Genomic DNA, 22,171 nt, shown 5'->3' on the forward strand with positions numbered 1-22,171 from the left:
GAAACCCGGCGCGGCGCGCGGAGCTCCGGGCTACCGCGCCGTGCTTTGTCAGTCGTTGCCGCGGCCGTTCCCATTGTCTGAGTTGTCGCCGTCCCGGTTGTTGCCGTCACCGCTGTTGCCGTCACCGTTATTCCCGCGGTTGTTGCCCCCATCCGATCCCTCGTCGGTTTCCGGCTCGGGCGACGCAGGTGCAACCGCGACCGTCAGGATGATCTCGGTGCCTTGTTCGACGTTGGTTCCGGCTTTGACGCTCTGTCCGACGACGGTGCCGGCCTTGACGACTTCGTTCTCGACTTCTTCCACCCGGTAGGGCAGACCGACAGCGGCGTCATCGAGCATGGCTCCGGCGTCCTCGACGGTTTCGTCCACCATATTGGGAACGCTGACCAATCCGTTCGAAACGATCAGGTCCACGGTGGAACCGGTCTTCACCTTCTTGCCGGGAGCGGGCTTTGTGGTGACCACGTTGCCACGCGGGAGGGTGGCACTGTTCGCGGGTTCGCTGTCCCCTGGCGTCAGGCCCAGTTGCCGAAGCTTGTCTCGGACTTCTGCTTCCGTGCGGCCGGCCAGATTGTCCGGGACCGTGGCGAATTCACGGCCCTGGGAGATGTAGACCGACACTTGGCTGCCCGGTTCCACCTGTTCGCCGACTCCGGGGTCGGTGCGGGTCACCATGTCTTCCTCGACGTCGTTGCTGAACTCCTGTTCCACGCGCGGCCTCAGACCAGCCTCCCAGAGGGCATTGGTGGCCTCATTCTGGTCCAGACCTGCCACGGCAGGAACGGCAACAGTTTCAGGGGCAGCATTCTGCACGAGCACGTTGTACAGGTAGTAGCCTCCGCCCACCAGCACCAGCAGGAGTGCGATCAGCAGCGTCACAGTCCAGGCTCGGCGCTTTGCCCGGCGTTCGGGTTCGATGTCGTTTTCGTTGCCCACGGCCAGGGCAGCGGGCATCTGCTCACGGTCGTAGGAGGCCGTGTGGGGGACGTCGTCGTCCTCGGCTGCGTAATCCGCGGGGGACAGAGCCGACGTCTGCTCAGACACCGCCTGTGCCTGCTGCGTGATCAGTTCCGTTGCTGGGGCCTGAGCGGGAAACGCTTCCGTTGCCGGACCAGCCGGCGGGTGGAGTACACCGTTCAAGGCCGCACGCAGCGCTTCGGCAAAAGCCGCGGCGGTCTGGAACCGGTCGGCTTTGTCCTTCTGCAGCGCATGCTCCAGCACGGAATCAAGCGCCGGCGTCACCTCCGGATTGAAGCGGCTGGCCGGTTCGGGAAGCTCACGGACGTGCTGGTAGGCCACCGAGACCGGGCTGTCGCCGATAAACGGGGGCCGGCCGGCCAGCATTTCATAGAGCAGGCAGCCTGCCGAGTACAGGTCGCTGCGGGCGTCAACGGTTTCGCCTCTGGCCTGCTCCGGCGACAAGTACTGGGCAGTTCCCAGAACTGCCTGGGTCTGCGTCATTGTCGCTGCCGAATCGGCCAGCGCCCGTGCGATGCCGAAGTCCATCACCTTGACGCTTCCGTCCGGCGTGACCATCACATTGGCCGGTTTGATGTCCCGGTGCACAATGCCGGAGCGGTGGCTGTATTCGAGCGCGGCCAGAATGCCCAGCATGTAGCCGACCGATTCGTCGATGCCCAGCTCATGGCCCTTGATGAACTCACGCAGCGTCCTGCCTCGAACGTACTCCATCACGATGAACGGGACTTTGACGTCGTGGGCCGCTCCCCCGGGCAGGTCCATGTCGCCGGTGTCGTAGACGGCAACGATCGCTGGGTGGTTGAGCCCAGCCACTGCTTGGGCTTCTCGCCGGAAGCGGGACTGCAACATCGGGTCGCGGGCAAGATCGGCGCGCAGCTGCTTGATCGCCACGGAGCGGCCCAAGCGGATGTCGCGGCCCAACAGGACATCGGCCATGCCGCCGCGCCCGATGAGTTCACCAACCTCGTAGCGGCCAGCCAGTATGCGCGGCGAGTCCACTGGTTGTCTTCCTTCCATCAGACCGACCGAAATCCAGTCATGGCTTGCCCGCCTTATCGGTGCCGCTCGTCGGCGTCGCCTTTGCCGCCGGTGTTTCGGTCTGGGTCGGTTCGGGGGTCTCTTCCTGTTGCTCGGGACCGCTGGAGACGACGTAAGTGACGACGGTTCCTGGCTGAACCTTGCCCGAATCCGGTGAGAGGCTGATGACGTTCCCGGCAGGTACGGTGTCGCTCGGCTCTGCGCTGCCGGCGGGCTGCGGAACTAGGCCGAGAGAAATCAGCGCCTCGCGCACTTGCTGTTCGGGCTGGCCAGCCAGCCCGCTGGGAATAGTCACGTTGCCAGGACCGGTGGAATAGGTGACGGTGATCGCCTCGCCGACTTCCACGGTTCCGGTCGGCGAGATGTCAATGACGGTGTTTTCGGCTTCGTTGCTCTCCACCGGATCGGGGACCACTTGGTAGCCCATGTTTTCGAGCTCGGAGCGGACGTCACTGAACTGCCGGCCCAAGAACGAATTGGCTGACAACTGGTTGGTTTCCACGGTCGGCGTTTCGCTTGGCGCCTCGCTCTGTGTTTCGGTTGGCGGGGCCGAAGTTGCTTTCTGGGACGACCGTGTCGCTGAGCTGGAGGCAGAGGAGGACGACTCGACCCCGCCGGTGGGCGTCAGCATGGGCAGCAGAATCGCGCCGGCCACGGCGAACAGGACAAGCAGGATCAATCCAATCAGCGGCCAGGTCCACGGGCTGCGCTTCTTCTGCTGGCGGCTCGGCGTCTCCTCCGGTTCGTCGCTGTCCAGATCCTCGTCGGTCCAGTTCCGTTCGGCGCCAAGGCCGGCGGCTTCGGCCCCGGCCGCGGCCCCGGCAACTGCCGGCAGTTGGGAAGTTCCGGCGCTGACGGCTTGGGTGGGAGCGGTTCCGGTGGTCGGCACCGGGGCGGTCATCAAACCGGTGTTACCGTCACCCTCGAACAGCAACATGCCGGGAACGGCGGCCTCGGCGGCACGGATGTCGCCGGCGCGGATGGCATCGGCCGCCTCCGCGAGCTTTTCGGCGGTGGCGGGACGGTCGGCCGGGTCCTTGGCCAGCATCGACATCAGCAGGGCCCGGATGGGCCGCGGAAGCGACTCCGGCAACGGCGGAGGAGTGTCGTTGACCTGGGCCAGAGCGATGGCGATCTGCGACTCACCGGAGAACGGCCGGGACCCGGAGAGGCACTCGTAGCCGATCACACCCAGGGAATAGATATCACTCTGCCCCGTGGCGGTCTGTCCTGTCGCCTGCTCAGGGGCGAGATACTGGGCGGTGCCCATGACCTGTCCGGTAGCCGTCAGCGGAACTTGGTCTGCCAGCCGGGCGATGCCGAAATCGGTGATCTTCACCCGTCCTTCGGGCGTGATCAGCAGGTTGCCGGGCTTGACGTCGCGGTGCACCAGCCCCTGGGCATGGGCCACGGCAAGCGCCTTGGCGGTCTGGGTGATGATTGACAGCGTCCGGTCCGGCGAGAGCACCCGCTCGCGCTCGATGATGGCCGAGAGCGGATGGCCGGGCACCAGTTCCATCACCAGGTAGGCGGATCCGGCCTCTTCGCCGTAATCGAAGACATTGGCGATGCCGATGTGGTTCAGCAGTGCCGTGTGCCGGGCCTCGGCACGGAAGCGGTTGAGGAAGCCCGGATCCCCGGTGTACTCCTCCTTGAGGACCTTGATGGCGACGATGCGGCCCAGGACCTGGTCTTGCGCCTTCCAGACTTCACCCATGCCGCCGATGGCGATACGTTCAGTGAGCTGGTACCTGCCGCCTAATGTGATACCCGAGGTAGGTCTCACTTATTTAACACCGCCTCTAGGAGTTGCTGAGCGCTTGTACTTGCGAGAGAAGAACCGGTAGCCACATCGACATCTTCGAAGACCACGGATACGACAGCTTGGGGGTCGTCCGCCGGCGCGAAGCCGGTGAACCAGGAGTTGTTGCCTTCTTTGCCGGCCATGAGTTCTGCCGTACCGGTCTTCCCGGCTACTTCCACGCCCGGGATCGCCGCGCGCCCGCCGATTCCGCGGTCCACTACGTTGACCATCCAGTCCTGGATCAGCTTGGCATTGTCGGCGGAAAGCGAACGCTGAAGCTCTTCGGGCTTCGGGCTGTCCATGACCCGCAGGTCAGGCGCACGCACTGTGCGGACCAGATTCGGCTTCATCAGCACGCCGTCGTTGGCAATGGCGCTGGACGTCATCGCCACTTGCAGCGGTGTTACGCGCACGTCGTATTGTCCGATGGCCGACTGGGCGAGCAAGTCATCGCTCATACCAGTGGGGAACCGGCTGGCGGTGACGTGGGTGGGGATTTGGTAGGACTCGCCGAAGCCGAACTTGGCGGTCTGCTCTGCGATCGCGTCTTCACCCAAATCCATGGCGATCTGGGCGAAGGGAGTGTTGCAGGACTGCTCCAGGGCAAAGGAGAAGTCCGCAGTGGTCCGGGCGGCACAGCCGCCGTTGACGTAGTTCGGCAGCTCAACGTTGGTGCCCGGAAGCTTCAGCGTCGGAGGGTTGTCCAGTTTGCTATCGGCGTCGTACTTGCCGGACTCCAGGGCGGCAGCCGCTATCACCAGCTTGAAGACGGACCCGGGGGCCAGCAGGCTCTCGTTAGCCGCGTTGATGAACGGCGACAGGCCGGGCACTTCCTCCAGCCCCGCCATGTTCTGAGTGACCTCTTCGGTGTTGTGGCCGGCGAGCTCGTTCGGGTCGTAGCTGGGCTTGGACACCATCGCGAGGATGTTGCCAGTGTCCGGCTCCATCACGACGATGGAGCCCTTCACGCCGTCGGGCATCAGGTCCCAGGCCAACTGCTGCAGCTCGGCGTCCAGAGTCAGCTCCACTGAGGCGCCTTCAACCTGGCCCCCCGAGAACATCTGCACGATCTGTTCGTAGAAGAACTCGTCGCCGGAGCCGGAGAGTTGGGCGTTCATCGCCGACTCCATTTGCGTGGAGCCGTAAACCAGCGAGTAGAAACCGGTGATGGGCGCATAGAGCTCGGGTTCGTTGTAGACCCGCTGGAAGGCGAACTCGTCGTCTGAAGGAACCGACTCGGCGATGGGATCCCCGTCCACCAGAATGGCGCCTCGGTTCTTGTCGAAGTCCTTGTAGATGGTCCGGCTGTTCCAGGGGTTCGCGTTGAGGTTTTCGGCCTCGAAAAACTGCACCACCGTGAGCGATCCGAAGAGCAGTGCGAACATCGCGAGGGCGACGATCCAAGTGTTGCGGATGGCCTGGTTCATGGCTGGATCACCTCCGTGGATCCGGTGTTCCGTTCGTCGGACTTGCTGCGGCGTCCCAGCCGGTCACCCGGGGGACGGCTGCCGGTTGCCGGGCCGGTCATGGTGGGGCGGCGGGCTGCGTCGGAAATGAGCAGCAGCAGGGCAACGATCAGCCAGTTGGCCAACAGCGAGGAGCCGCCGGCAGCCAGGAACGGTGTGGTCAGGCCGGTCAGCGGGATGAGTCGCGTGACGCCGCCGATCACGACGAAGCACTGCAGCGCCAGAGTGAAGGAGAGCCCCGTGGCCAGCAGCTTGCCGAATGCGTCCCGGCTGCCCAGCGCCGCACGGATGCCGCGGCTGATCAGGAGAACATAGAGCATCACAATGGCGGAGAGGCCGATCAGCCCGAGTTCTTCGCCGAGGGCGGCAATGATCATGTCGCTGTTGGCGAATGTCACCAAGTCCGGGCGGCCCTGACCGAGGCCGGTACCGGTGAGCGCTCCGCTCGCCAGCCCGAACAGCCCTTGGACAATCTGGTGGCTGCCGCCGATCGCGTTGTAGACCTCCGGATCGAAGGCCTTGATCCAGCTGTTGATGCGGTTGGTGACATGCGGGAAGAGTTGGAAAGCCACGAAGCCGCCTACGGCGATCATGAGCAGGCCGATGATGACCCAGCTGACGCGGCTGGTGGCCACGTAGATCATGGCCATGAACAGGCCGAAGAACAGGATGGAGGACCCCAGATCGCGCTGGAAGACCAGCACCCCGATGCTGACCAGCCACGCCGCCAGCATGGGCCCCATGTCCTGCCAGCGGGGCAGTTGAAGCGGACCGATTTTCCGGCCGGCGAGCAGGATGAGGTCCCGGTTGGTGGATAGATACCCGGCGAAGAATATAGCGAGCGTGATCTTGGCTATTTCGCCGGGCTGGAACGTGGCGAATCCGAGGTTGACCCAGATTCTGGCGCCATTGACCTCCATGCCGATGAATGGCAGCAGCGGAAAGATGAGCAGGGCGGCGCTGGCGATCAGTGAAAGGTAGGTAAAGCGGCGCAGAACGCGGTGGTCGCGCAACAGCCAAATAACCGCGACGACGACGGCGATGGCGATGCCGGTCCAGAATAACTGGCGGGTTGCCGCGGAGTCGCCGGTGGCGATGTCCAGCCGGTGGATCATCGCCAGCCCGATGCCGTTCAGGGCGGTCACGATCGGAAGTATTACCGGGTCGGCATATTTAGCGCGGAGGCGCAGGACTACGTGCACCGCGAGGACCAACACCACCAAGGTGACGCCTTGGGTGAAGAAGTCGCTGTCGAAGGCGCGGTCCTGGTCCAGCCCCACCAGCATGTTGGCACCGATGCCAACCACCAGCGCCAACAGGAGCAGCAGCAGTTCGGTGTTGCGCCGCGAACGGGGCGCCGTCTGGATGTTACTCATGGCTTATCCACCTACACATTCCGGCGGCAGGGCGGCTCCCGGACTGGCGGCCGGACTCGGCGCGGCGCTCGGAGAGCCGCTGGGCCGGACCGTCGGTACGGCGCTGGGGCTGGGCCCGGGTTCGGGGCAGTTCCGCTGGCTGCTGATCCGCAACTGCTCCACAATTTGCTCGGCATGCACCAGATCCCGGGCGGAGATGCTCGAATTCAGCCGCTGCTGCTGATACACGGGCAGGCTTTCCAGCGGGATGTTGTAGACCGTGTCCACATGTGACAGGTCGATCGGGCCGAAGTTCTGCGAGACGCCGTTGAAAATGGCCACCCGGCCGTCCGACGAGCCAACAAAATACTGCGTCTGGGTCCACAGGTAGCCGAACCACAGCACGGCAACCAGCAGCAGCGACATGACGGTCAGGAACGCCGGGATCAGCCACGGCTTGCGGACCGGTGCGGCGGCGTCCACTTCGGGAGCCTCCGGTTCCTCCGGGGCCTTGTGGGTCAACAGCGCCGCGGCCCGCCGCTTGTTGGAGTGCGCCGTGACAATCGGGATCTGTCCGGTTTCTGTGGCCAACGCTGCGGCACCCACCAGCACGTGTGGTCGCGTTCCCAGCTCGCGGCGGATGGCGTCGGCGCGGATTGCCTCGTGGGGTTCAGGGAGGTCGACGGGTGCCTCGGTGCCAGCCAGGATTGCGGGGGCTCCGTCCGGGGAGGCGCCCGCCGCGGTCCCCGGCGCAGCGGCGGCAGGGGAGGCACCGCCGTCGTCGGCTGCCCCTGACTCCAGCGGGCGCTCCGCAGTGAGGTTCAGGGAGGCGGTGTCAGCGGCCTCGGACGGCGCCTCGGCTACTTCGATCATCACGATGGTCACGTTGTCCGGGGAACCGCCGTCGAGCGTGAGCTCTACCAGTTGGTCCACGGCGTCCTGCAGTGTGGGAGCGTTGCGCACCACCGACTCCACCACGCGGTCCGGCACGACGGCATTCAGCCCATCGGAGCAGAGCAGCCACTTCTCCCCGGGCTCGGCGTCGTGGCTGGCCAGGTCGAGTTCGGGGCTGGCGTCGACGTCGCCCAGAACGCGCATGAGCACGTTGCGGTGCGGATGGATTTCGGCTTCCTCGGGGCGGAGCCGGCCTTCGTCGATGAGCCGCTGGACGAAGGTGTGGTCAATGCTGACCTGCTCGAAGACGCCGTTCTTCAGCCGGTACGCACGGGAATCGCCGATGTGCGCAAATTCGAGCTTGTCATCGTGCAGCAGCAGGGCCGTCACGGTGGTGCCCATCCCGGCCAGTTTGGGGTCGGTCTGCACCAGCTCCGAGAGGATGGAATTGGCGGTCTGGATTTCGTCGGCCAGCACCGTGGCCGGCTCCTGGTGGCCTGCGCGGTCCAGGTGGACCAGGTCCAGCACGGTGGAGGCAGAGGCTACGTCGCCGCCGGCATGGCCGCCCATGCCGTCGGCCACGACGGCAAGAAAACGGCCGGCGTAGGCGGAATCGTCGTTCTTGGACCGCGTCATGCCCACGTCAGACCGCGCTGCATAGCGCAGAACCAGAGCCACGGTCAGGGCCTCAACTCAATGACCGTCTTGCCGATCCGGATGGGAACGCCCGGGTCAACGGGCAGGGCCCGGGTCAGTTGGTTCTCGGCCAGATAGGTGCCGTTGGTGGAGCCCAGGTCCTCAATGAACCAGCGGCTGCCCTGCGGGAAGAGGCGGGCATGGCGGCCGGAGGCGTAATCGTCCTCCAGCACCAGCGTTGCTTCCTGGGCGCGCCCCAGCAAGATGGGGCTGGCGGCTAATTCCAGCGAGTGCCCGGCCAGCGGGCCTTCGGTGACCACCAGCCGTCGCGGAGCCGCCCGGGGTGCCGGGGCGGCTTCGGCCAGATCCGGATTCTTGCGCACTTCCCGCGCGGTGGGGCTGCCGGTGCGGCTGCGCTTGCCGATCTGCAGGTCGCGCCGCAGGGCCGAGACGATGCTGATGATCATGATCCAGAGCAGGATCAGGAAACCGAACCGCAGGGCGGTGACAACAAGCTCCCCCATTAGGCCCCGCCGCCCCGCGTAGGCAGCAGGCGGAAGGTAATGCGGGTGCGGCCCATGGTGATGACGGATCCGTCCGTGAGGTCGATCTGGCCAATGATCTTTTGTCCGTTGACGTAGCTGCCGTTGGTGGAGCCAAGGTCTACGGCCAGTGCGGAGCCGCCCTCGGTGCGGATCTCCAGATGGCGGCGGGAGACCCCGGTGTCGTCGACCATGATGTCCGCCTCGGAGGAACGCCCCAGCACAATGGAGGGTGCGTTGAGCGAGTAGCGCTGGCCGTTGATTTCGAGCACGGCCTGCAGCCGGGTGGGCTGGCGCGACGGCGCCGCGGGTGTGCTGCGCTGCGTCGGGCGCTGTTGCTGGCCGTCGGACTTCACCACGGTGGCCTGGACTTCGAAATCGCCGCCCTTGAGGCCGCCGTCTTTGGCGAAGGAAACGCGGACCGGACCCTGCAGCGTGTACTTCTGGCTGTTGACGTGGCGGATCACCACGTCGCACAGTTCTTCGGCCAGGGTTGCGCCCCATTGTTCGGCCATGGCGTAGTCGGAGTCGCCCAGCCTGACCTCGAAGACGTTGGGTGCCAAGGTTCGGCCTTGGGCCAGCGTGATGGAACCATTGTCCAGCTCGCGGCGCAGGCGGCTGGCAATCTCCACCGGCTGAACCTGGCCTTTGCCGCCCACGGAGAAGGCGCCACGGACCATCTTTTCGATGCCGCGTTCCATGCTGTCCAGAATTCCCATCGGGCCGCCTCCTCCCTGTTGTCGTCGTGCATGCCTGCCTGCACGAAGCGGACAGGGCACACCGGTCTGGCGATTCTTCCATTCGATACTACTTGGGCGTGTCCGAAAAGGCCCCATTCAGTAACGATTGCCCAAGGCGCGGCGGTGCCGCAACGTGGTGAACGTCACTTCAGGAAATCACGACGGCGGCGGGTGCGGGCGGCGGCTCAGGCCCTCCGATCCCCGTCCCCGCGCGGCAACGAGGGGCATGGCTCCCCCGATTGGGAATTTGGGCCTGTTTCACGCTACTATTGATCTCGCTGTTCTTGAGGAATGCGAACCGGGAAAATCGGTTCGCCCCGACGGAACAGGCCAACTGCGCGCGAGTGGCGGAACGGCAGACGCGCTGGCTTCAGGTGCCAGTGTCCGAAAGGGCGTGGGGGTTCAAATCCCCCCTCGCGCACGCAGAGCATAGAGCCCCGGTCTTCGGATCGGGGCTCTTGCCGTTAACGTCCGGGTGCGTCCCCGGCGCCGCTGTGCCGGAGAGGGCTCATGCACCTTCCTTGTTGTGGGGCGAGCGGATAGTGTGCCAGCCATGCGCATCAAGATGACCAGCATCCACGTCACGGATCCGGCAGCCGCCTTCACCTTCTACACCGAGGTGCTCGGCTTCCAGGAGCTCATGGCGATGCCCGAATTCTCCTTGTTCATTGTTCCATCGGCCGACCCGGGCGAAGGGGCAGGTCTGTTGCTCGAACCCAGCGACAACCCGATCGGCGCGGCCTACCGGCAAGGGGTGTACGACTCCGGGATGGCTGCCATCGTTTTCGGCACGCCGGATGTGCAGGCCGAGTATGAGCGGCTGACCGCCGCCGGCGTGCGGTTCACCGGCCCGCCAACCCCGGACCCCTCCGGCACCCTGGCCGCCGTTCTCGACGACGGCTTCGGCAACCTGATCCAGCTGCACCAGGACTGAACCAAGCCTAGGCCTGCAGGTACTTGAGCACGGCCAGCACACGGCGATGGTCCCCGGGCAGCGCCGCCGCCAGCCCCAGCTTGCCGAAAATGGCCGTGAATTCTTCTTCACGGCGCCGGCGGACAAAAAGAGCCGTTCGGCGATCGCCACGTTGGTCCGGCCCGAAGGCCATCAGCTCCAGCACCTGGCCTTCGCGCGGAGTGAGGGTATCCAGCCCGCGATGCTGGCCTTCCGGGGTTATCCTCCGCAGCGCGGCCGGAATGCCATTTCACCGCCCCGGGCGGGTCACGCCTGCTTGCCGGCTTCCTTCACGCGCTGCTCTTCCGCGCGCACCGCGGCGAAGGAGGCGCGCTCGGCAACCAGCCACTGGGGCGGATCCTGCAGCAGCGCGGTGATCTCCGCCGTCGTCAGCGCTTCGGTGATGCCGCCGCGTGCCAGGCCGGAGATGGAGACGTTGAGCTTGCGGGCCACCTCGGGCCGCGGATGCGGGCCGTTGCGGCGCAGGTCGGCGAGCCACTGCGGCGGATCCGTCTGCAGCTTGTTGAACTCCTCGCGCGAAATCAGGCTGTCCTGGAACTCCTGCGGGGCCGCGGGCAGGTAAATGCCCAGTTTCTTGGCGGCCGTGGCCGGTTTCATGGACTGGGACGTTTTCGCGCTCATGAGCCCAGCCTATCCGCCCTGCGCTACGGTGATGAAGTGCAGGATGCAGACCACGAGCCGAAAACGCCGGCCCCGCCCGGACTGAAGGTTGGCTACGTTCCGGGGGTGACGCCGGGGAAGTGGACGCGCCGTTGGTCGGAGCGGCTGCCGGACGTCCCGCTGACCGCTTTCCAATGCGCGCAGGACGAACAGATCGCCATCCTGCGCGACGGCCGGGCAGACCTCAGCTTCGTGCGGTTACCGGTGGACCGCGAGGGCCTCAGCGTCATCCCGCTGTATGCCGAACTGCCGGTGGTGGTCGCGCCGAAGGAACACGAAGTTGCCCTGTACGACGACGAGGTGCCCTACCAGGAAATCGCGGACGAGAACTTCCTGGACCCGGCGGAAATGGGGGGCGCCCAGACCGGCATCGAGGTGGTGGCCTCCGGGGCGGGGCTGATGATCCTGCCCATGTCCGTGGCCCGGCTCTACAACCGCAAGGACGTGGTGTACCGGACGGTCACGGACCAGCCGGAAACGCAGATTGGGCTTGCCTGGCTGGCCGACCGGACGGACGCCGCCATTGAGGAGTTCATCGGGATTGTCCGGGGCCGCACGGCGCGCAGTTCGCGCCAGCCATCGGTGCAGGAACAGCAGGAGAACACCAAGGGTAAGAAGACTGCCCAGAACGACGGCGGAGCCTCCGGCGCGGGTAAGGGCAACACCGCGGGTAAGGGCTCCGGCGCGCGGCGCGAACGCGGATCTGGCCAGGCTGCGGGCAAGCAGTCCGGCCAGGGCAAGGGCAAGCCCGGCGGCGGACGCACACCCAAGGGCCGCGGGCCGCGGCGCGGACGCCGGTAGCAGCGCCCGCTGCGTGCCGGGTCCACGGCTGCGTTGGCTAGGCTTCAGCTATGACCGTAAGCAGCCCTGACCATCTGGACGATACCGATCTTGCGGCCTGGCTGGTGCGCGCCGCCGGCACCCTGGCCAACGGCATGCGGTCGGGGGTGACCACGTTCGAGGAGAAGACCAGCATCTCCGACGTCGTCACCGCGGCCGACCATGCCGCGGAGAAGCTGGTCGTGGACACGCTGCGGGAGCTCCGGCCGGACGACTCGATCCTGGGCGAGGAAGGCTCCAGCCACCAGGGAAGCTCGGGCCGGACCTGGGTGATTGACCCGGTGGACGGGACCTACAACTTCTTGACTGGCGGCCACTACTGGTGCTCCGCGCTGGCCTTGACCGACGACGCCGGGTCCCGGCTGGGGGCGGTGTACCACCCCGCCGAGGACGTGCTGTGGATCGGCGGGCGGGACCTGCCCACGGCCCGGAACGGCCTGCCGGTGGGCGAAATCGCCAGCGCCCCCTTGGCGGACAGCTGCGCCGCCGCGTACCTGCACCACACCTACCTGCGGGACGAGGCCGCGGGCGAACCCTACCTGCGCACGCTGCTGGGTTCGGCCACCTACCGCACCTGGGGATCCGCCTCCTGCGAGCTCGCCGCCACCTCCGCCGGGCTCTTCGGAGTCTGGTACCAGCAGGGGCTGCCGGACTGGGACTGGCTGCCTGGCCAGGCCTTGGTCGAAGCGGCAGGCGGGGCCACCGCCGTCGTGGAGGTCGGTGGCTATCGTTGGTCGGTGGCGGGCGGCCGGCAGCAGGTGGACGAGGCGGTCAGCCTGCTGCAGGGGTGACCGGATCGGGTCTCCGCGCCGGCCCGCGTGGCATAGTGGGGCTGTGGAAAAGACCTACGAAACCATACAGTTGGAATGCCTCGGCGAATTGGCCACCCTTGTGATCAACCGGCCCGGCTCGCTCAACGCGCTGAACACCCAAGTGGTGGCCGACTTGGCACAGTTCGTCGCCGACGTCCGGTCGCCGGAAGGCCAGGAAGTCCGCAGCATCCTGATCACCGGCGCGGGCGAGAAAGCGTTCGCAGCCGGCGCCGACATCCGCGAACTGGCGTCGATGGGGCCCGACGAAGCAGAGGCGCACAGCGCGGCGATGCAGGACCTCACCCGCGTGCTGGAGACCCTGGATCTGCCGGTGATCGCCTGCGTCAACGGATTCGCTCTGGGCGGGGGCCTGGAACTGGCGCTGGCCTGCGACTTCATCTACGCCACGAAGAACGCAAAGTTCGGCCTGCCGGAAGTCGGACTGGGCCTCATTCCGGGCTTCGGCGGCACCGTGCGGCTGCCGCAACGGATCGGCCCCGGGAGGGCCAAGGAGCTGATCTACACCGGTCGCAGCATCGGCGCCGAAGAGGCGCTGCGGATCGGGCTGGCTAATGCCGTCTTCGCCACCAAGGACGACATGCTGGACGCCGCGGCCGCTACCTGCCGGGAGATTGCCGCGAAGTCCCCGGCCGCCGTCGCAAATGCCAAGCGGACGGTGGATGCGGCCCTCGGACTTCCCACCGCCGACGGACTTCGGGTGGAGCGCCGAGCCTTCGGACAGGCCTTCACCACAGAGGATTCGCGGATTGGCCGGGAGGCCTTCCTGGACAAGGTGGCGCCCGCCTTTACCGGGCATTAAAGGCGGGCGCGGGCTGGCGGATCAGCTCCGAATCGGTCAGCGGGCGGCGCGGTGCCACGCCGGATCATACTGGGTGGCGAGCCGGGCCAGGGTCAGTGCTGCCAGCATCAGGCCGAAGTCGCGCAGTGCCACGTCGTAGAACCCCGACAGCGTCAACAGGTTGATGATGATGCCCGCCAGCCAAAGGGCCACAACGTAGGCGGCATAGCGGGGCTTGATCCAGACCAAGATGCCGGCGGCGATTTCGACGACGCCGACGATCAACATGGCGGTGTGGGCGCTGAAGGGGAGCAGGCTGACAACCCACGGCGCCAGATACTGTTCCCAGTTGGTGAGCAAGTTGAAGAACTTGTCCAGCCCCATCATGATCGGCAGGACGGTAAATCCCAGCCTCAGCATCCAGAAGGCGCCATACGCAGGCTCGGTCCGGACCCGCTGCAGCGTTGGAGTGGTGGTAGCCATCGGAACCTCCGCTAAATTCTAAAAACCGAATAAGTATTTTTAGAATCCTCCGAAGGCGCCGGAAAGTCAATGGGTGCTTGATTGACCGCTTCTAATGCTCCGGACGTCTATTGCTCCGGTCGCCACGCTTCGGTCTGCGTGAGCCGCTTGATCACCGCGGGGCCGCCAACGCTGGACAGGACGGAACGCTCGCCGACGATCACCAGCAGGCTGCGTGCGCGGGAGGCCCCCACATAGAGCATCTCGCGGGCTCGCTCTGGATCAGCGAACCCGTTGACTGCCAGCACCACCACGGACCGTTCCAGGCCTTTGAAGCCCAGCACGTTTCCGTAGAACACGTCGCGGTCGTCGAAGAAGGCGCCCCAATATCCTCGCCAGCCCAGCGCATCCACGTCCTGCTGCTGAACCGGATGCTTTCGCTTGGTGGTCAGCAGGGCCACCTGCTGCGGGGCCCACCCTTCACGCTCAATCAGCTGGTTAACGGCATCATCTGCCCGCTCAATAACGGTGGCGGCCGGTGCCTCCACCAGCCGGATCCGGGGGCCAGAGAGGCCGCGGGGAATTGCCAGTTCGGTGGACAGCGAACCCGACAGCGCAGCGATTTGCTTGGTATTCCTCAGGTTCTCGTTCAGCACGAAGGGGGGCGCCTCGATCGGCGGCCGGCCCTCGCGGCCGAAGATCCGCTGGTCGTCGTCCATGAAGACATACAGCCCGCCGCCAGCGGGATCCTTCAGGCACACCAGGACGGACTCCCACCAGAGCGCACCGAAGTCTTGGCCTTCATCGACCACGATGGCGTCGAAGAGCTCGGCAGCCGGCTGGATCTTAGCCAGGCGTTTGAGCGTCCGGGGTAGGTAGTGCTCGTAGTACTGGTTGGTCAACAGCCGGGGATCCAGCGGATGGTGCGCGCCCCAGCGCACGGGCAGGTCGTGGAACATGCCCACGTGGGCTGGGCGGTCGGCCGGTTTCCAGCCGGCGGTTTCCGTCTCGAAGTAGCGGGCCAGGCCCCGGCTGTAGCAGAGCAGCGCCACCCGCTTCCCGGAGCGGGCCAGCCGGCGGGCCTGTTCCAAGGCCAGCCACGTCTTGCCGGTTCCTGCCCCGCCGATGATCCGTGCCCGCGGCTGGTTTTTTAGGACATCAAGGATCGCCGCCTGGTCGCGGGTCATTTGGTCGGCACGGCCCTCGTGCTCCGCCGCCGCGGAGAGGGCTCCGTTGCCGGGCAGTGGGCGGGTCAGCTGCGCCAAGATGCGTTCGGCGACGTCCGGCGTGGTGTCGCCGTCGCCGTCGCCGCAGAAGTTGATTGCCTCGCGGACGGCATCGTCCGGATACTTCAGGTCCTGGCTGCCGATCACCATGGCGCGCCTCAGGCCCGGAATGTCCCAGTGGCGCGGTACCGACGTGTAGGGAAAAGCCAGCAGATGCGCGAAACGGACCTGCCGGCCGAGCCCCAGCTGGGCGCCGAGATAGCGCTGGAGCATGTGCCGGCCGTCCTGGACCTGGACCAGCGGGTCTTTGATGCGGTGCTGCTGGCCGTTGCTGGCCTGGTACCACTGCCCCGCCTCGTAGCTGACGTGGCCGCCTTTGACTTCGATGGCTGCAATACCGACGCCCGGCCAGATGACGAGCAGGTCGATCTCCCGCTCGGTGCCGTTTTCGATGATGTTGACCGAGTGCAGGAGCGCCGCGGACGGCGGCAGCGTACGCACCAGCGACTCCCAGACCTCCCGTTCGGCATGCCGGTCCCGGCCGAACTCTGGCTGTTCCGGAAAACAGCGCGGCATACCTCCCCCTCACATCAACGCAGTGGCTTATCACACAGACTACCTAATGCAAGTCGTCGGTTCGCCTGCGCCCGGCGCGAGCGGGATCGCCGCGGGGCCAGCGTCGGATGCTCAGCAAACGTGGCAATTCGTTGCCGCGCCAACGCCCGTTCTGTAGCGTTAAGCCAAGTGGCAGCTGATAAAGGCGGTGCACGCGGCGCCGTTCCTCAGCGGATTGAGGATGATCATGGCAACTGTAGATGAAACCGTCGAGATCGCCCGGCCCGCCCAGACGGTCTACGCCGAATGGCTGCGCTTCGAGTCCTTTCCCTCGTTCATGCACGGCGTGAAGTCCGTGATCCGCACGTCGGACACCACGCACCATTGGGTCACCAAAGTGGGCGGCTCCCAGCGCGAATTCGACACCACCGTGACCGAGGAAGTGCCCGGGCAGCGGATTGTCTGGACCGGCGAAGGCGGTGTCAAACACGGCGGGACGGTAACGTTCGGAGCGATCGACGCCGACACCACGTCAATGCACGTTCATATCGACTGGCAGCCGGGTTCGCTGCTGGAGAAGGCAGGGTCCTCTCTGGGATCGGACCACCGGGAAGTGCGCAACGAGCTGTGGCGCTTTAAGGAATTCGTGGAGTCCGGAGGATCCGAAACCCATGATGTGGGTGACAAGAACTTCTACGGCGGGACCTTTGCGGGCGGATTCCCGCCAAAGCAATCGTCGCAGCCAGACATCCCCCGCAACGAGGACACCTACGCCTACAGCCGGGATCCGGACATGACCGAGGCGGAGCGCCGGCGACTGCGCCTCAGGCGACATGGCCAGGCCCGGGAAGGCCGCGACGAACCGCGCGAATGGGCCGACGATCCGATGCTGGACGACCCCGCGCTGCGCGAACCGCGTGCCAAGGACGACGGCCCCGGTTCAGGCAGCTAGCTACTTCCGTGCCGCAGCCTGAGGCCGGCTGCCGCGGTCAGCCGTCAGGATCGTGCGCTGATCCGGTCGACCGAGTCCGCGGCCCGCTGCGCCAACTCCTCGGACAGCGGCGCACTCTTGGCGGAGTTCGCGGCGTCGGCCTGGCCTTCCGGGCTCAGGACGTAGTGCCCGAAGGCCCTGACCAGGTCCACCTTGCTCTGGTCCTCATACGTGGTGCAGTAGATGTGGTAGGACACCAGCATCAGCGGGTAGGCCCCGGCCGCGGTGGTCGCCCGGTCCAATTCCAAGGCCAGATCGTGCGCCGGCCTGCCCTCGACCTGCTTGGCCTGGTCGAGCGCCGTGGCGGCTGCTTCGGCGCTGACCGGCACAAAGCCATCGCCGACCTTGAGGCTGGCCTTGCCCAGCGGATCTCCGACGGCGGAATCGTCGGCGTAGGTTACGCCGCCTTTGGTCCCGGCCACCATGCTGACGACGCCGGTGGTCCCCTGGGCGTTTTCGCCGGCGAATTCTGCGGGCCACGTGTCGCTCGGCTCCGCCGTCCAGATATCGGGCACGACGGCATGGAGATACTCGGTGAAGGTCTCCGTGGTGCCGGAATCCTCTGAGCGATTCACTGGCGTCACCGGCAGATCGGGCAGCTTAACGCCCGGGTTGTGCTGTGCGATGGCCGGGTCGTCCCAGGATTTGATCTCTCCTTGGAAGATTTTTGCGATCGTCTCGGCGTCAAGATTCAACTCGGTGATGCCCGGGAGGTTGAACGCCACGGCGATCGGTGAAATGTACGCCGGAACGTCGAACGCGCCGTCGGGGCCGCAGATCTTCCGTGACCGTTCCAGCTCGTCGTCATCCAAGTACGCGTCCGAGCCGGCGAAATCGACAGCGCCGGCCAGGAAAGCGGTGCGGCCGGCACCGGAGCCGTCGGGCGAATACTGCACCTGCGCGTCGGTATGGAGCAGACCGAAGCCGGCCACCCATGCGTCCATGGCGGCATTCTGGGAAGATGCTCCGGCGCCGGTCAGCGTGCCGGACAGCGAGGAGCCCTGCTGTGCGGCGGATTCTTGCGCGGGACCCAGGGGGTAGTCGGAACCGCAGGCGGCCAAGGACAAGGATATGAGGGCGGCGGTCCCAAGGGCGGCCGCGCGGTGTTTCAGCTCAGGCATCCGGACCAGCGTACCCGTGCGTGGGCGCGAACCCAAGGCGCTACCGTCCCTCCAGGTCCTTGACGGCAGGGCCTTCCAGTACCTTTCCGTCGGCACTGAAGCGGGACCCGTGCAACGGGCAGTCCCAACTGGCTTCGGCATCATTCCACGACAAGACGCCGCCCAGGTGCGTGCACACCGCACTGACTCGGTAGGTGGCGGAATCCACGGTGCACAGGCCGACCGGCCGAGCATTCTCCCGGACCACCGTTCCCTGGCCCTCCGGGGGTGCAGTTTGCGTGGTCCGGGTCAGCCCGCCCAGCCATCCGGACAGCAATTTCAGCCCAACGGACATGTTGGTTTCGGCCGTGCTGGCGGCATCCCGGCCGGAGATGCGGGACTTGTAGAGATCCTTGGCCCAGTGGTTGTCACCGCCCAAGATGGAAGCCGAGAGTGCCAGCGCCGCGGCTACCCCGTTGGTCATGCCCCATTTGTTGAACCCGGTGGCCACCAAAATCCGCTTTTCGCCGGGCTGGACGGGGCCAACATAGGGCAGCGAACCGGCCGGTTCATAGTCCTGGGCGGACCAGGTGTGGGTCGGCTCGGCGCCGGGAAAGTGCTGTTGAGTCCAGCGCTGCAGGTCTTCCACGTGGCCGCGGGTGTGGCTCTGCCGCCCGACCACATGTCCGTTGCCGCCAACCAGCAGAAGCTCCCGGCCGCCGTGGCGCGCGGTGCGCAAGGAGCGGGTTGGCGCGTCGATGGACAGATACATTCCGGCCGGGATGTGGCCCGGGACAGTGAAGGCGGCTGCGTAGGACCGCTTGGGCGTCAGTACGCTGAAGTGCCCCCCTCGGTTGAGCATGGGTGTCCCGGTGGCCAGCACCAAGGTCCCGGTCTGTACGTCACCGAGCCCGGTACGCACCGTGACGGTCCGCGCCCCGGTGCCGGCGCCGCCGTCGTGCGCATGGCCGACTCCCGTGACCCGCATGCCCTGGAAGACAAAGCCGCCGCGGCCGCGCAGTTCGGCAACCAACGCGGCGAGCAGGCGCATTGGGTGGAGCTGGGCCTGGTCCGCCAGCCGCAGCATGCCGGTCAGCGCGAACGGCAGGTCGCCGGTGCCAGATACCGCTTCCACGGGCAGGCCGGCCGATTCGCTGGCGCGCTGTTCGGCGGCCAGGTCGTCCGCTCCTTGCGGGGTGGTGGCGTAGGTGTAGGCGTCGCGCCGGTCATATTCCACCCGGCGTTCGTCGCAGTACCGCAGAATCCACGCCTGCGCTTCTTGCTGTGCAGCAACATAGGCCCCGGCGGTGGCGGAATCGTGGTGGCTGGTAATACGGGAGAGTTGGCCGCCCTGCAGGACGGACACCTTGGCGGTGGTATGGCCGGTAGTGACGGCGCCGATGAACCGGGCCTCCAGCACCGCGACCCGGTGTCCGGCCCTGGCGAGCAGGACGGCCGTGGCCAGCCCGGTCAGGCCGGCTCCGGCCACCACCGAATCAAACCCGGACTGGCCGGCATACGTATCAACGGGAATCCCGTCTGCTGTATCTAGCCAGAACGAATGCATGGATGCTGTCCTTTCGGCCTGTACTACACACCACACCCTGTGTCTGCGGGCGCGTCAAGACCCAAACTGCACAGGACACCTGACAGGATGGAAGCAATGACGGCCGGCGGAAGGCGGAGGGCATGAAAACTGCGGTGCTGATGATCGATTTGCAGAACGCGTACTTCGAGGACCCCGCGTTGGCCAGCCGGCAGGACACGGTGGTGGAGGCGGCAAATCTGCTGGTCAAAACCGCGACGGCGGCGCAGGTACCGGTGCTGCTGGTCGGCACCGAGCACCGGCGGGATCGATCCACCTGGACGCTGAGCATGCTCGACGACGACCAGGGCTTCATCTTCGAGGGCACCGAACAGGCTGCCTTTTTGCCGGGGCTGCAGGCGGAAGGGCTGGAAAGCATCGTCAAAACCCGTGACAGCGCGTTTTTCGGTACCGATCTGGCCGAGCGGCTGCGCCGTGACGGGGTGGAGCGACTGGTGCTCGCGGGCGTCGCCACGCACAACTGCGTGGCCCAGACGGCAGCCGATGCGTTCGCTCACAACTTCCGCGTGGTCTTCGCCAAGGACGTCATCGCCTCGACGAATGAAGAATATGCCGGCTCCATGCTGCAGATCCTCAGCGACGAGTACCGCCAGCCGGTCTTGGGGCGTGGCGCGATAGCTGAACTGCTGGCCGGAGCCCGCGAACGCTAAGCTGCCCGCTCAATCTCCCGAGAGCAGGTGGCACCAGGAGTCCGTCAGTGTCTCCAAGCAGGTTGCGCGGTCCACGAACCAGCCGGTGCTGATCCACCGCTGCGACAGGTACTCGAGCTGGCCGAAAGCGAGCACGCACCGGATGCTCCGGCTGGACGGATCAAACCGGTCTGCCCGGTCCAGCCCGGCGGTCATATCCGCGGCTACGTCGCGGAACCAGTCCTCCAGTGTCTTGGCGACTTCGGGCTCAATCGGGGCCGCCTGATAGACCGCGTAAAGGTAAGGGCGGGTTGCCTCCCACTGATCGAACTTGCGGTTGAGCCAGGTCCGTACCAGATCGCGCTTACCCAGTTCAACCACGGTTGACAGGGACGGGTCATCCACACTGGTGAGGATGGCATCCACGGTCTTGACCACCTCGCTCATCAATTGCGCCTTCGACGCGAAGTGCAGGTAGAAGGTGGTCCTAGTGGTGCCGGCGCCCGCCGCGATATCGTCGATGGTCGTGGCCGCATAACCCTTGGACTCGAAGAGTTCCAGGCCGGTATCCAAAAGGAGTTGCCTGGTCTGCTGTTTCTGGACTTCGCGGAGTGTTGCCATGCGTCACAGGATAGTCGTTGGCGGTGCCGACTCCTGACAGCGCGAATGTTACGGCGCGGAGAGTGGCCCGCCGGAACGCCTGTCCGGCCCTACGGCGCCGACTCGGGTCCCTGAGTGAAACAACGCTACGCACTTTTACTTGACACGCTGTTGTCTGAGTCACTAGCGTTGTGGCCATCACAGCGTCTGTTGCGCGGGTCACACCTACTCGCATCGTCGCGAAGAAGCCTCAGACCATAGGCACGCCCAAGTGCTACCCGTTCCGCATCATCAAGGAGTCCCATATGAGCCAGGGCCAGGAGACAGTTACGTCACCGCAGTCCTATCCACCGCCGCAGGCGCCGCCGGTGCACACCTCGCCGGCCCGCGCCAAGGGCACCTTGGCCGCCGCCTCGCTGGCGGTGATGGTGGCACAGATTGCCAACGCACTGCCCGGCGCCCTCAATGGCGAGTTCCAGCTGACCTTCAACACCTTCGGCTCGCAGCTGACCTGGATCACCGCGGCCTTCATGATCCCGGTGGTGGTCTTTGAACTGACCTTCGGCGTGTTGGGCGACAAGTACGGCCACCGCAAACTGGTACTCGGCGGTGCCGTACTGGTCATGATCGGTTCGCTCATCTGCGCGATTTCGCCGACCGTTCAGGCCATGTGGATCGGCTCGGCCATCAATGGACTCGGCGCGGGCGCCATCTTCCCCGCGTCGCTGGCACTGGTCGCGTCGGTTGCACGGACTATGCAGGAGCGCGTGCGCGGCATCGCGATCTGGGCAGGGTTCCTGTCCGCCGGTTCTGCCCTGTCGCCCCTGCTGGGCGGAATGTTCGCCGGCTTTGGCTGGTGGCGCGGCGCGTATGCCGTCGTGGTGCTCACCGGCTTGGCCGCCCTGCTGCTGACCGCGCTGCGTTCTGCCGAGGCCAAGGTGGCCCGGGAACGCCGGCTGGACATCTGGGGCCAGATCACCTTCGCGCTGGGCCTAATCCTGATTCTGTTCGGCCTGGTGCAGGGCCCCGAAGACGGCTGGACCGCCTCCACTGTGGTGGCTTCCCTGGTCGCCGGTGCCGTCCTGCTGGCTGTCTTCGTGGCCATCGAACTGCGGGTGGAGTCCCCGCTGCTGGAACTGAGGCTGTTCCTGAACCGCCAGTTCACCATCTCCTCGATTGTCGCCGTGGTCGGCATGTTCGCCTTCCTGGGTGCCTGCTTCTCCACGAGCATGTGGCTGGGCCCGGTCCAGCACCAGAACCCGCTGTACCTCGGGCTCCTGTTCCTGCTGCTGCAGGGCCCGGCGTTCGTGTTGATCCCGGTGCTGTCCCGGCTCCAGGCGCGGATCTCCTCCCGCTGGCTGATGACCTTATGTTGTTGCGCAGGTAGTTCGCAGGGCAGTTGTAGTGTCTTGGCTACCCAGGAGTGGCGGGTATGGCTTTGGCTGCTGTGCCGGACGTTGGT

The 22,171-nt window shown here is 66.0% G+C and carries 21 protein-coding genes and 1 tRNA gene; 8 read left to right on the plus strand and 14 right to left on the minus strand.

What is annotated here, in order from left to right; translation table 11 throughout:
* Nucleotides 1-48: 48 nt before the first annotated feature.
* From pknB to AC5RWT_RS09920, 7 genes are read right to left on the minus strand one after another with little or no spacing between them, the layout of a single operon-like run.
* Nucleotides 49-1,980, minus strand: a complete 1,932-nt coding sequence (gene pknB, locus AC5RWT_RS09890) for a Stk1 family PASTA domain-containing Ser/Thr kinase (RefSeq protein ID WP_494080079.1) — start codon at nt 1,978-1,980, stop codon at nt 49-51.
* 37 nt (nt 1,981-2,017) lie between these two features.
* Entirely contained in the window at nt 2,018-3,805 is a 1,788-nt protein-coding gene (locus tag AC5RWT_RS09895; protein ID WP_494080080.1) for a protein kinase domain-containing protein, read from the minus strand.
* Complete coding sequence (locus tag AC5RWT_RS09900; RefSeq protein WP_494043323.1) at nt 3,802-5,250, minus strand: peptidoglycan D,D-transpeptidase FtsI family protein; 1,449 nt, start codon at nt 5,248-5,250, stop codon at nt 3,802-3,804. Before AC5RWT_RS09900 ends, AC5RWT_RS09895 begins: the two co-directional genes overlap by 4 nt.
* Entirely contained in the window at nt 5,247-6,665 is a 1,419-nt protein-coding gene (locus AC5RWT_RS09905) for an FtsW/RodA/SpoVE family cell cycle protein (protein WP_494080081.1), read from the minus strand. The genes AC5RWT_RS09900 and AC5RWT_RS09905 overlap by 4 nt, the downstream gene beginning before the upstream one ends.
* A 3-nt stretch (nt 6,666-6,668) precedes the next feature.
* Nucleotides 6,669-8,216: a PP2C family protein-serine/threonine phosphatase gene (locus AC5RWT_RS09910; protein WP_494080082.1), complete on the minus strand. Its 1,548-nt coding sequence runs from the start codon at nt 8,214-8,216 to the stop codon at nt 6,669-6,671.
* A gap of 2 nt (nt 8,217-8,218) precedes the next feature.
* The gene (locus AC5RWT_RS09915) at nt 8,219-8,698 is read right to left on the minus strand and encodes an FHA domain-containing protein FhaB/FipA (RefSeq protein ID WP_127513184.1); all 480 of its coding nucleotides are present in this window, start codon (nt 8,696-8,698) and stop codon (nt 8,219-8,221) included.
* Nucleotides 8,698-9,435, minus strand: a complete 738-nt coding sequence (locus AC5RWT_RS09920; RefSeq protein ID WP_494043325.1) for an FHA domain-containing protein — start codon at nt 9,433-9,435, stop codon at nt 8,698-8,700. The genes AC5RWT_RS09915 and AC5RWT_RS09920 overlap by 1 nt, the downstream gene beginning before the upstream one ends.
* Before the next feature lie 359 nt (nt 9,436-9,794).
* Here AC5RWT_RS09920 and AC5RWT_RS09925 point away from each other — a divergent pair.
* Together AC5RWT_RS09925 and AC5RWT_RS09930 are read left to right on the plus strand one after the other, a co-directional pair.
* Nucleotides 9,795-9,877, plus strand: a tRNA-Leu gene (locus tag AC5RWT_RS09925).
* Between the two features lie 132 nt (nt 9,878-10,009).
* Nucleotides 10,010-10,390 (plus strand): VOC family protein, encoded by a 381-nt coding sequence (locus AC5RWT_RS09930; protein ID WP_494080083.1) that lies wholly within the window; start codon nt 10,010-10,012, stop codon nt 10,388-10,390.
* A 7-nt stretch (nt 10,391-10,397) separates the two neighbouring features.
* Here the strand turns inward: AC5RWT_RS09930 and AC5RWT_RS09935 are convergent, their stop codons facing one another.
* Complete coding sequence (locus tag AC5RWT_RS09935) at nt 10,398-10,574, minus strand: hypothetical protein (RefSeq protein WP_494080084.1); 177 nt, start codon at nt 10,572-10,574, stop codon at nt 10,398-10,400.
* Between the two features lie 101 nt (nt 10,575-10,675).
* On the minus strand, nt 10,676-11,050 hold the full coding sequence (locus tag AC5RWT_RS09940) for a DUF5997 family protein (protein ID WP_494043327.1): 375 nt from the start codon (nt 11,048-11,050) through the stop codon (nt 10,676-10,678).
* Nucleotides 11,051-11,086: 36 nt separating this feature from the next.
* Here AC5RWT_RS09940 and AC5RWT_RS09945 point away from each other — a divergent pair, with 36 nt between their 5' ends.
* From AC5RWT_RS09945 to AC5RWT_RS09955, 3 genes are read left to right on the plus strand one after another with little or no spacing between them, the layout of a single operon-like run.
* Nucleotides 11,087-11,890 carry a LysR family substrate-binding domain-containing protein gene (locus AC5RWT_RS09945; protein WP_494080085.1) on the plus strand — a complete coding sequence of 268 codons (804 nt, stop codon included), beginning with the start codon at nt 11,087-11,089 and terminating at the stop codon, nt 11,888-11,890.
* Nucleotides 11,891-11,940: 50 nt separating this feature from the next.
* Complete coding sequence (locus tag AC5RWT_RS09950) at nt 11,941-12,720, plus strand: inositol monophosphatase family protein (protein WP_494043329.1); 780 nt, start codon at nt 11,941-11,943, stop codon at nt 12,718-12,720.
* Nucleotides 12,721-12,763: 43 nt separating this feature from the next.
* Nucleotides 12,764-13,561, plus strand: coding sequence for an enoyl-CoA hydratase/isomerase family protein (locus tag AC5RWT_RS09955; protein ID WP_494080086.1), 798 nt, complete (start codon nt 12,764-12,766; stop codon nt 13,559-13,561).
* A 36-nt stretch (nt 13,562-13,597) separates the two neighbouring features.
* On the opposite strand, the gene AC5RWT_RS09960 is transcribed toward AC5RWT_RS09955, so the two are convergent.
* Complete coding sequence (locus tag AC5RWT_RS09960) at nt 13,598-14,023, minus strand: hypothetical protein (protein WP_494080087.1); 426 nt, start codon at nt 14,021-14,023, stop codon at nt 13,598-13,600.
* Nucleotides 14,024-14,130: 107 nt separating this feature from the next.
* Nucleotides 14,131-15,804 (minus strand): nuclease-related domain-containing DEAD/DEAH box helicase, encoded by a 1,674-nt coding sequence (locus AC5RWT_RS09965; protein ID WP_494080088.1) that lies wholly within the window; start codon nt 15,802-15,804, stop codon nt 14,131-14,133.
* Between the two features lie 226 nt (nt 15,805-16,030).
* On the opposite strand from AC5RWT_RS09965, the gene AC5RWT_RS09970 reads away from it, so the two are divergent.
* A complete protein-coding gene (locus tag AC5RWT_RS09970) occupies nt 16,031-16,735 on the plus strand; it encodes an SRPBCC family protein (RefSeq protein WP_494080089.1) in 705 nt (234 codons plus the stop codon).
* 44 nt (nt 16,736-16,779) lie between these two features.
* Here the strand turns inward: AC5RWT_RS09970 and pstS are convergent, their stop codons facing one another.
* On the minus strand, nt 16,780-17,895 hold the full coding sequence (gene pstS, locus AC5RWT_RS09975) for a phosphate ABC transporter substrate-binding protein PstS (protein ID WP_494080090.1): 1,116 nt from the start codon (nt 17,893-17,895) through the stop codon (nt 16,780-16,782).
* 40 nt (nt 17,896-17,935) lie between these two features.
* Nucleotides 17,936-19,441, minus strand: coding sequence for an FAD-dependent oxidoreductase (locus AC5RWT_RS09980; RefSeq protein WP_494080091.1), 1,506 nt, complete (start codon nt 19,439-19,441; stop codon nt 17,936-17,938).
* Between the two features lie 122 nt (nt 19,442-19,563).
* On the opposite strand from AC5RWT_RS09980, the gene AC5RWT_RS09985 reads away from it, so the two are divergent.
* Entirely contained in the window at nt 19,564-20,130 is a 567-nt protein-coding gene (locus AC5RWT_RS09985) for a cysteine hydrolase family protein (RefSeq protein WP_494080092.1), read from the plus strand.
* A 9-nt stretch (nt 20,131-20,139) separates the two neighbouring features.
* On the opposite strand, the gene AC5RWT_RS09990 is transcribed toward AC5RWT_RS09985, so the two are convergent.
* Nucleotides 20,140-20,730, minus strand: a complete 591-nt coding sequence (locus AC5RWT_RS09990) for a TetR/AcrR family transcriptional regulator (protein ID WP_494080093.1) — start codon at nt 20,728-20,730, stop codon at nt 20,140-20,142.
* A 284-nt stretch (nt 20,731-21,014) separates the two neighbouring features.
* On the opposite strand from AC5RWT_RS09990, the gene AC5RWT_RS09995 reads away from it, so the two are divergent.
* Nucleotides 21,015-22,171 (plus strand): MFS transporter (locus tag AC5RWT_RS09995; protein WP_494080094.1); only part of this gene is annotated, 1,157 nt, incomplete at its 3' end.

Source organism: Arthrobacter sp. Dra40, assembly GCF_059091905.1.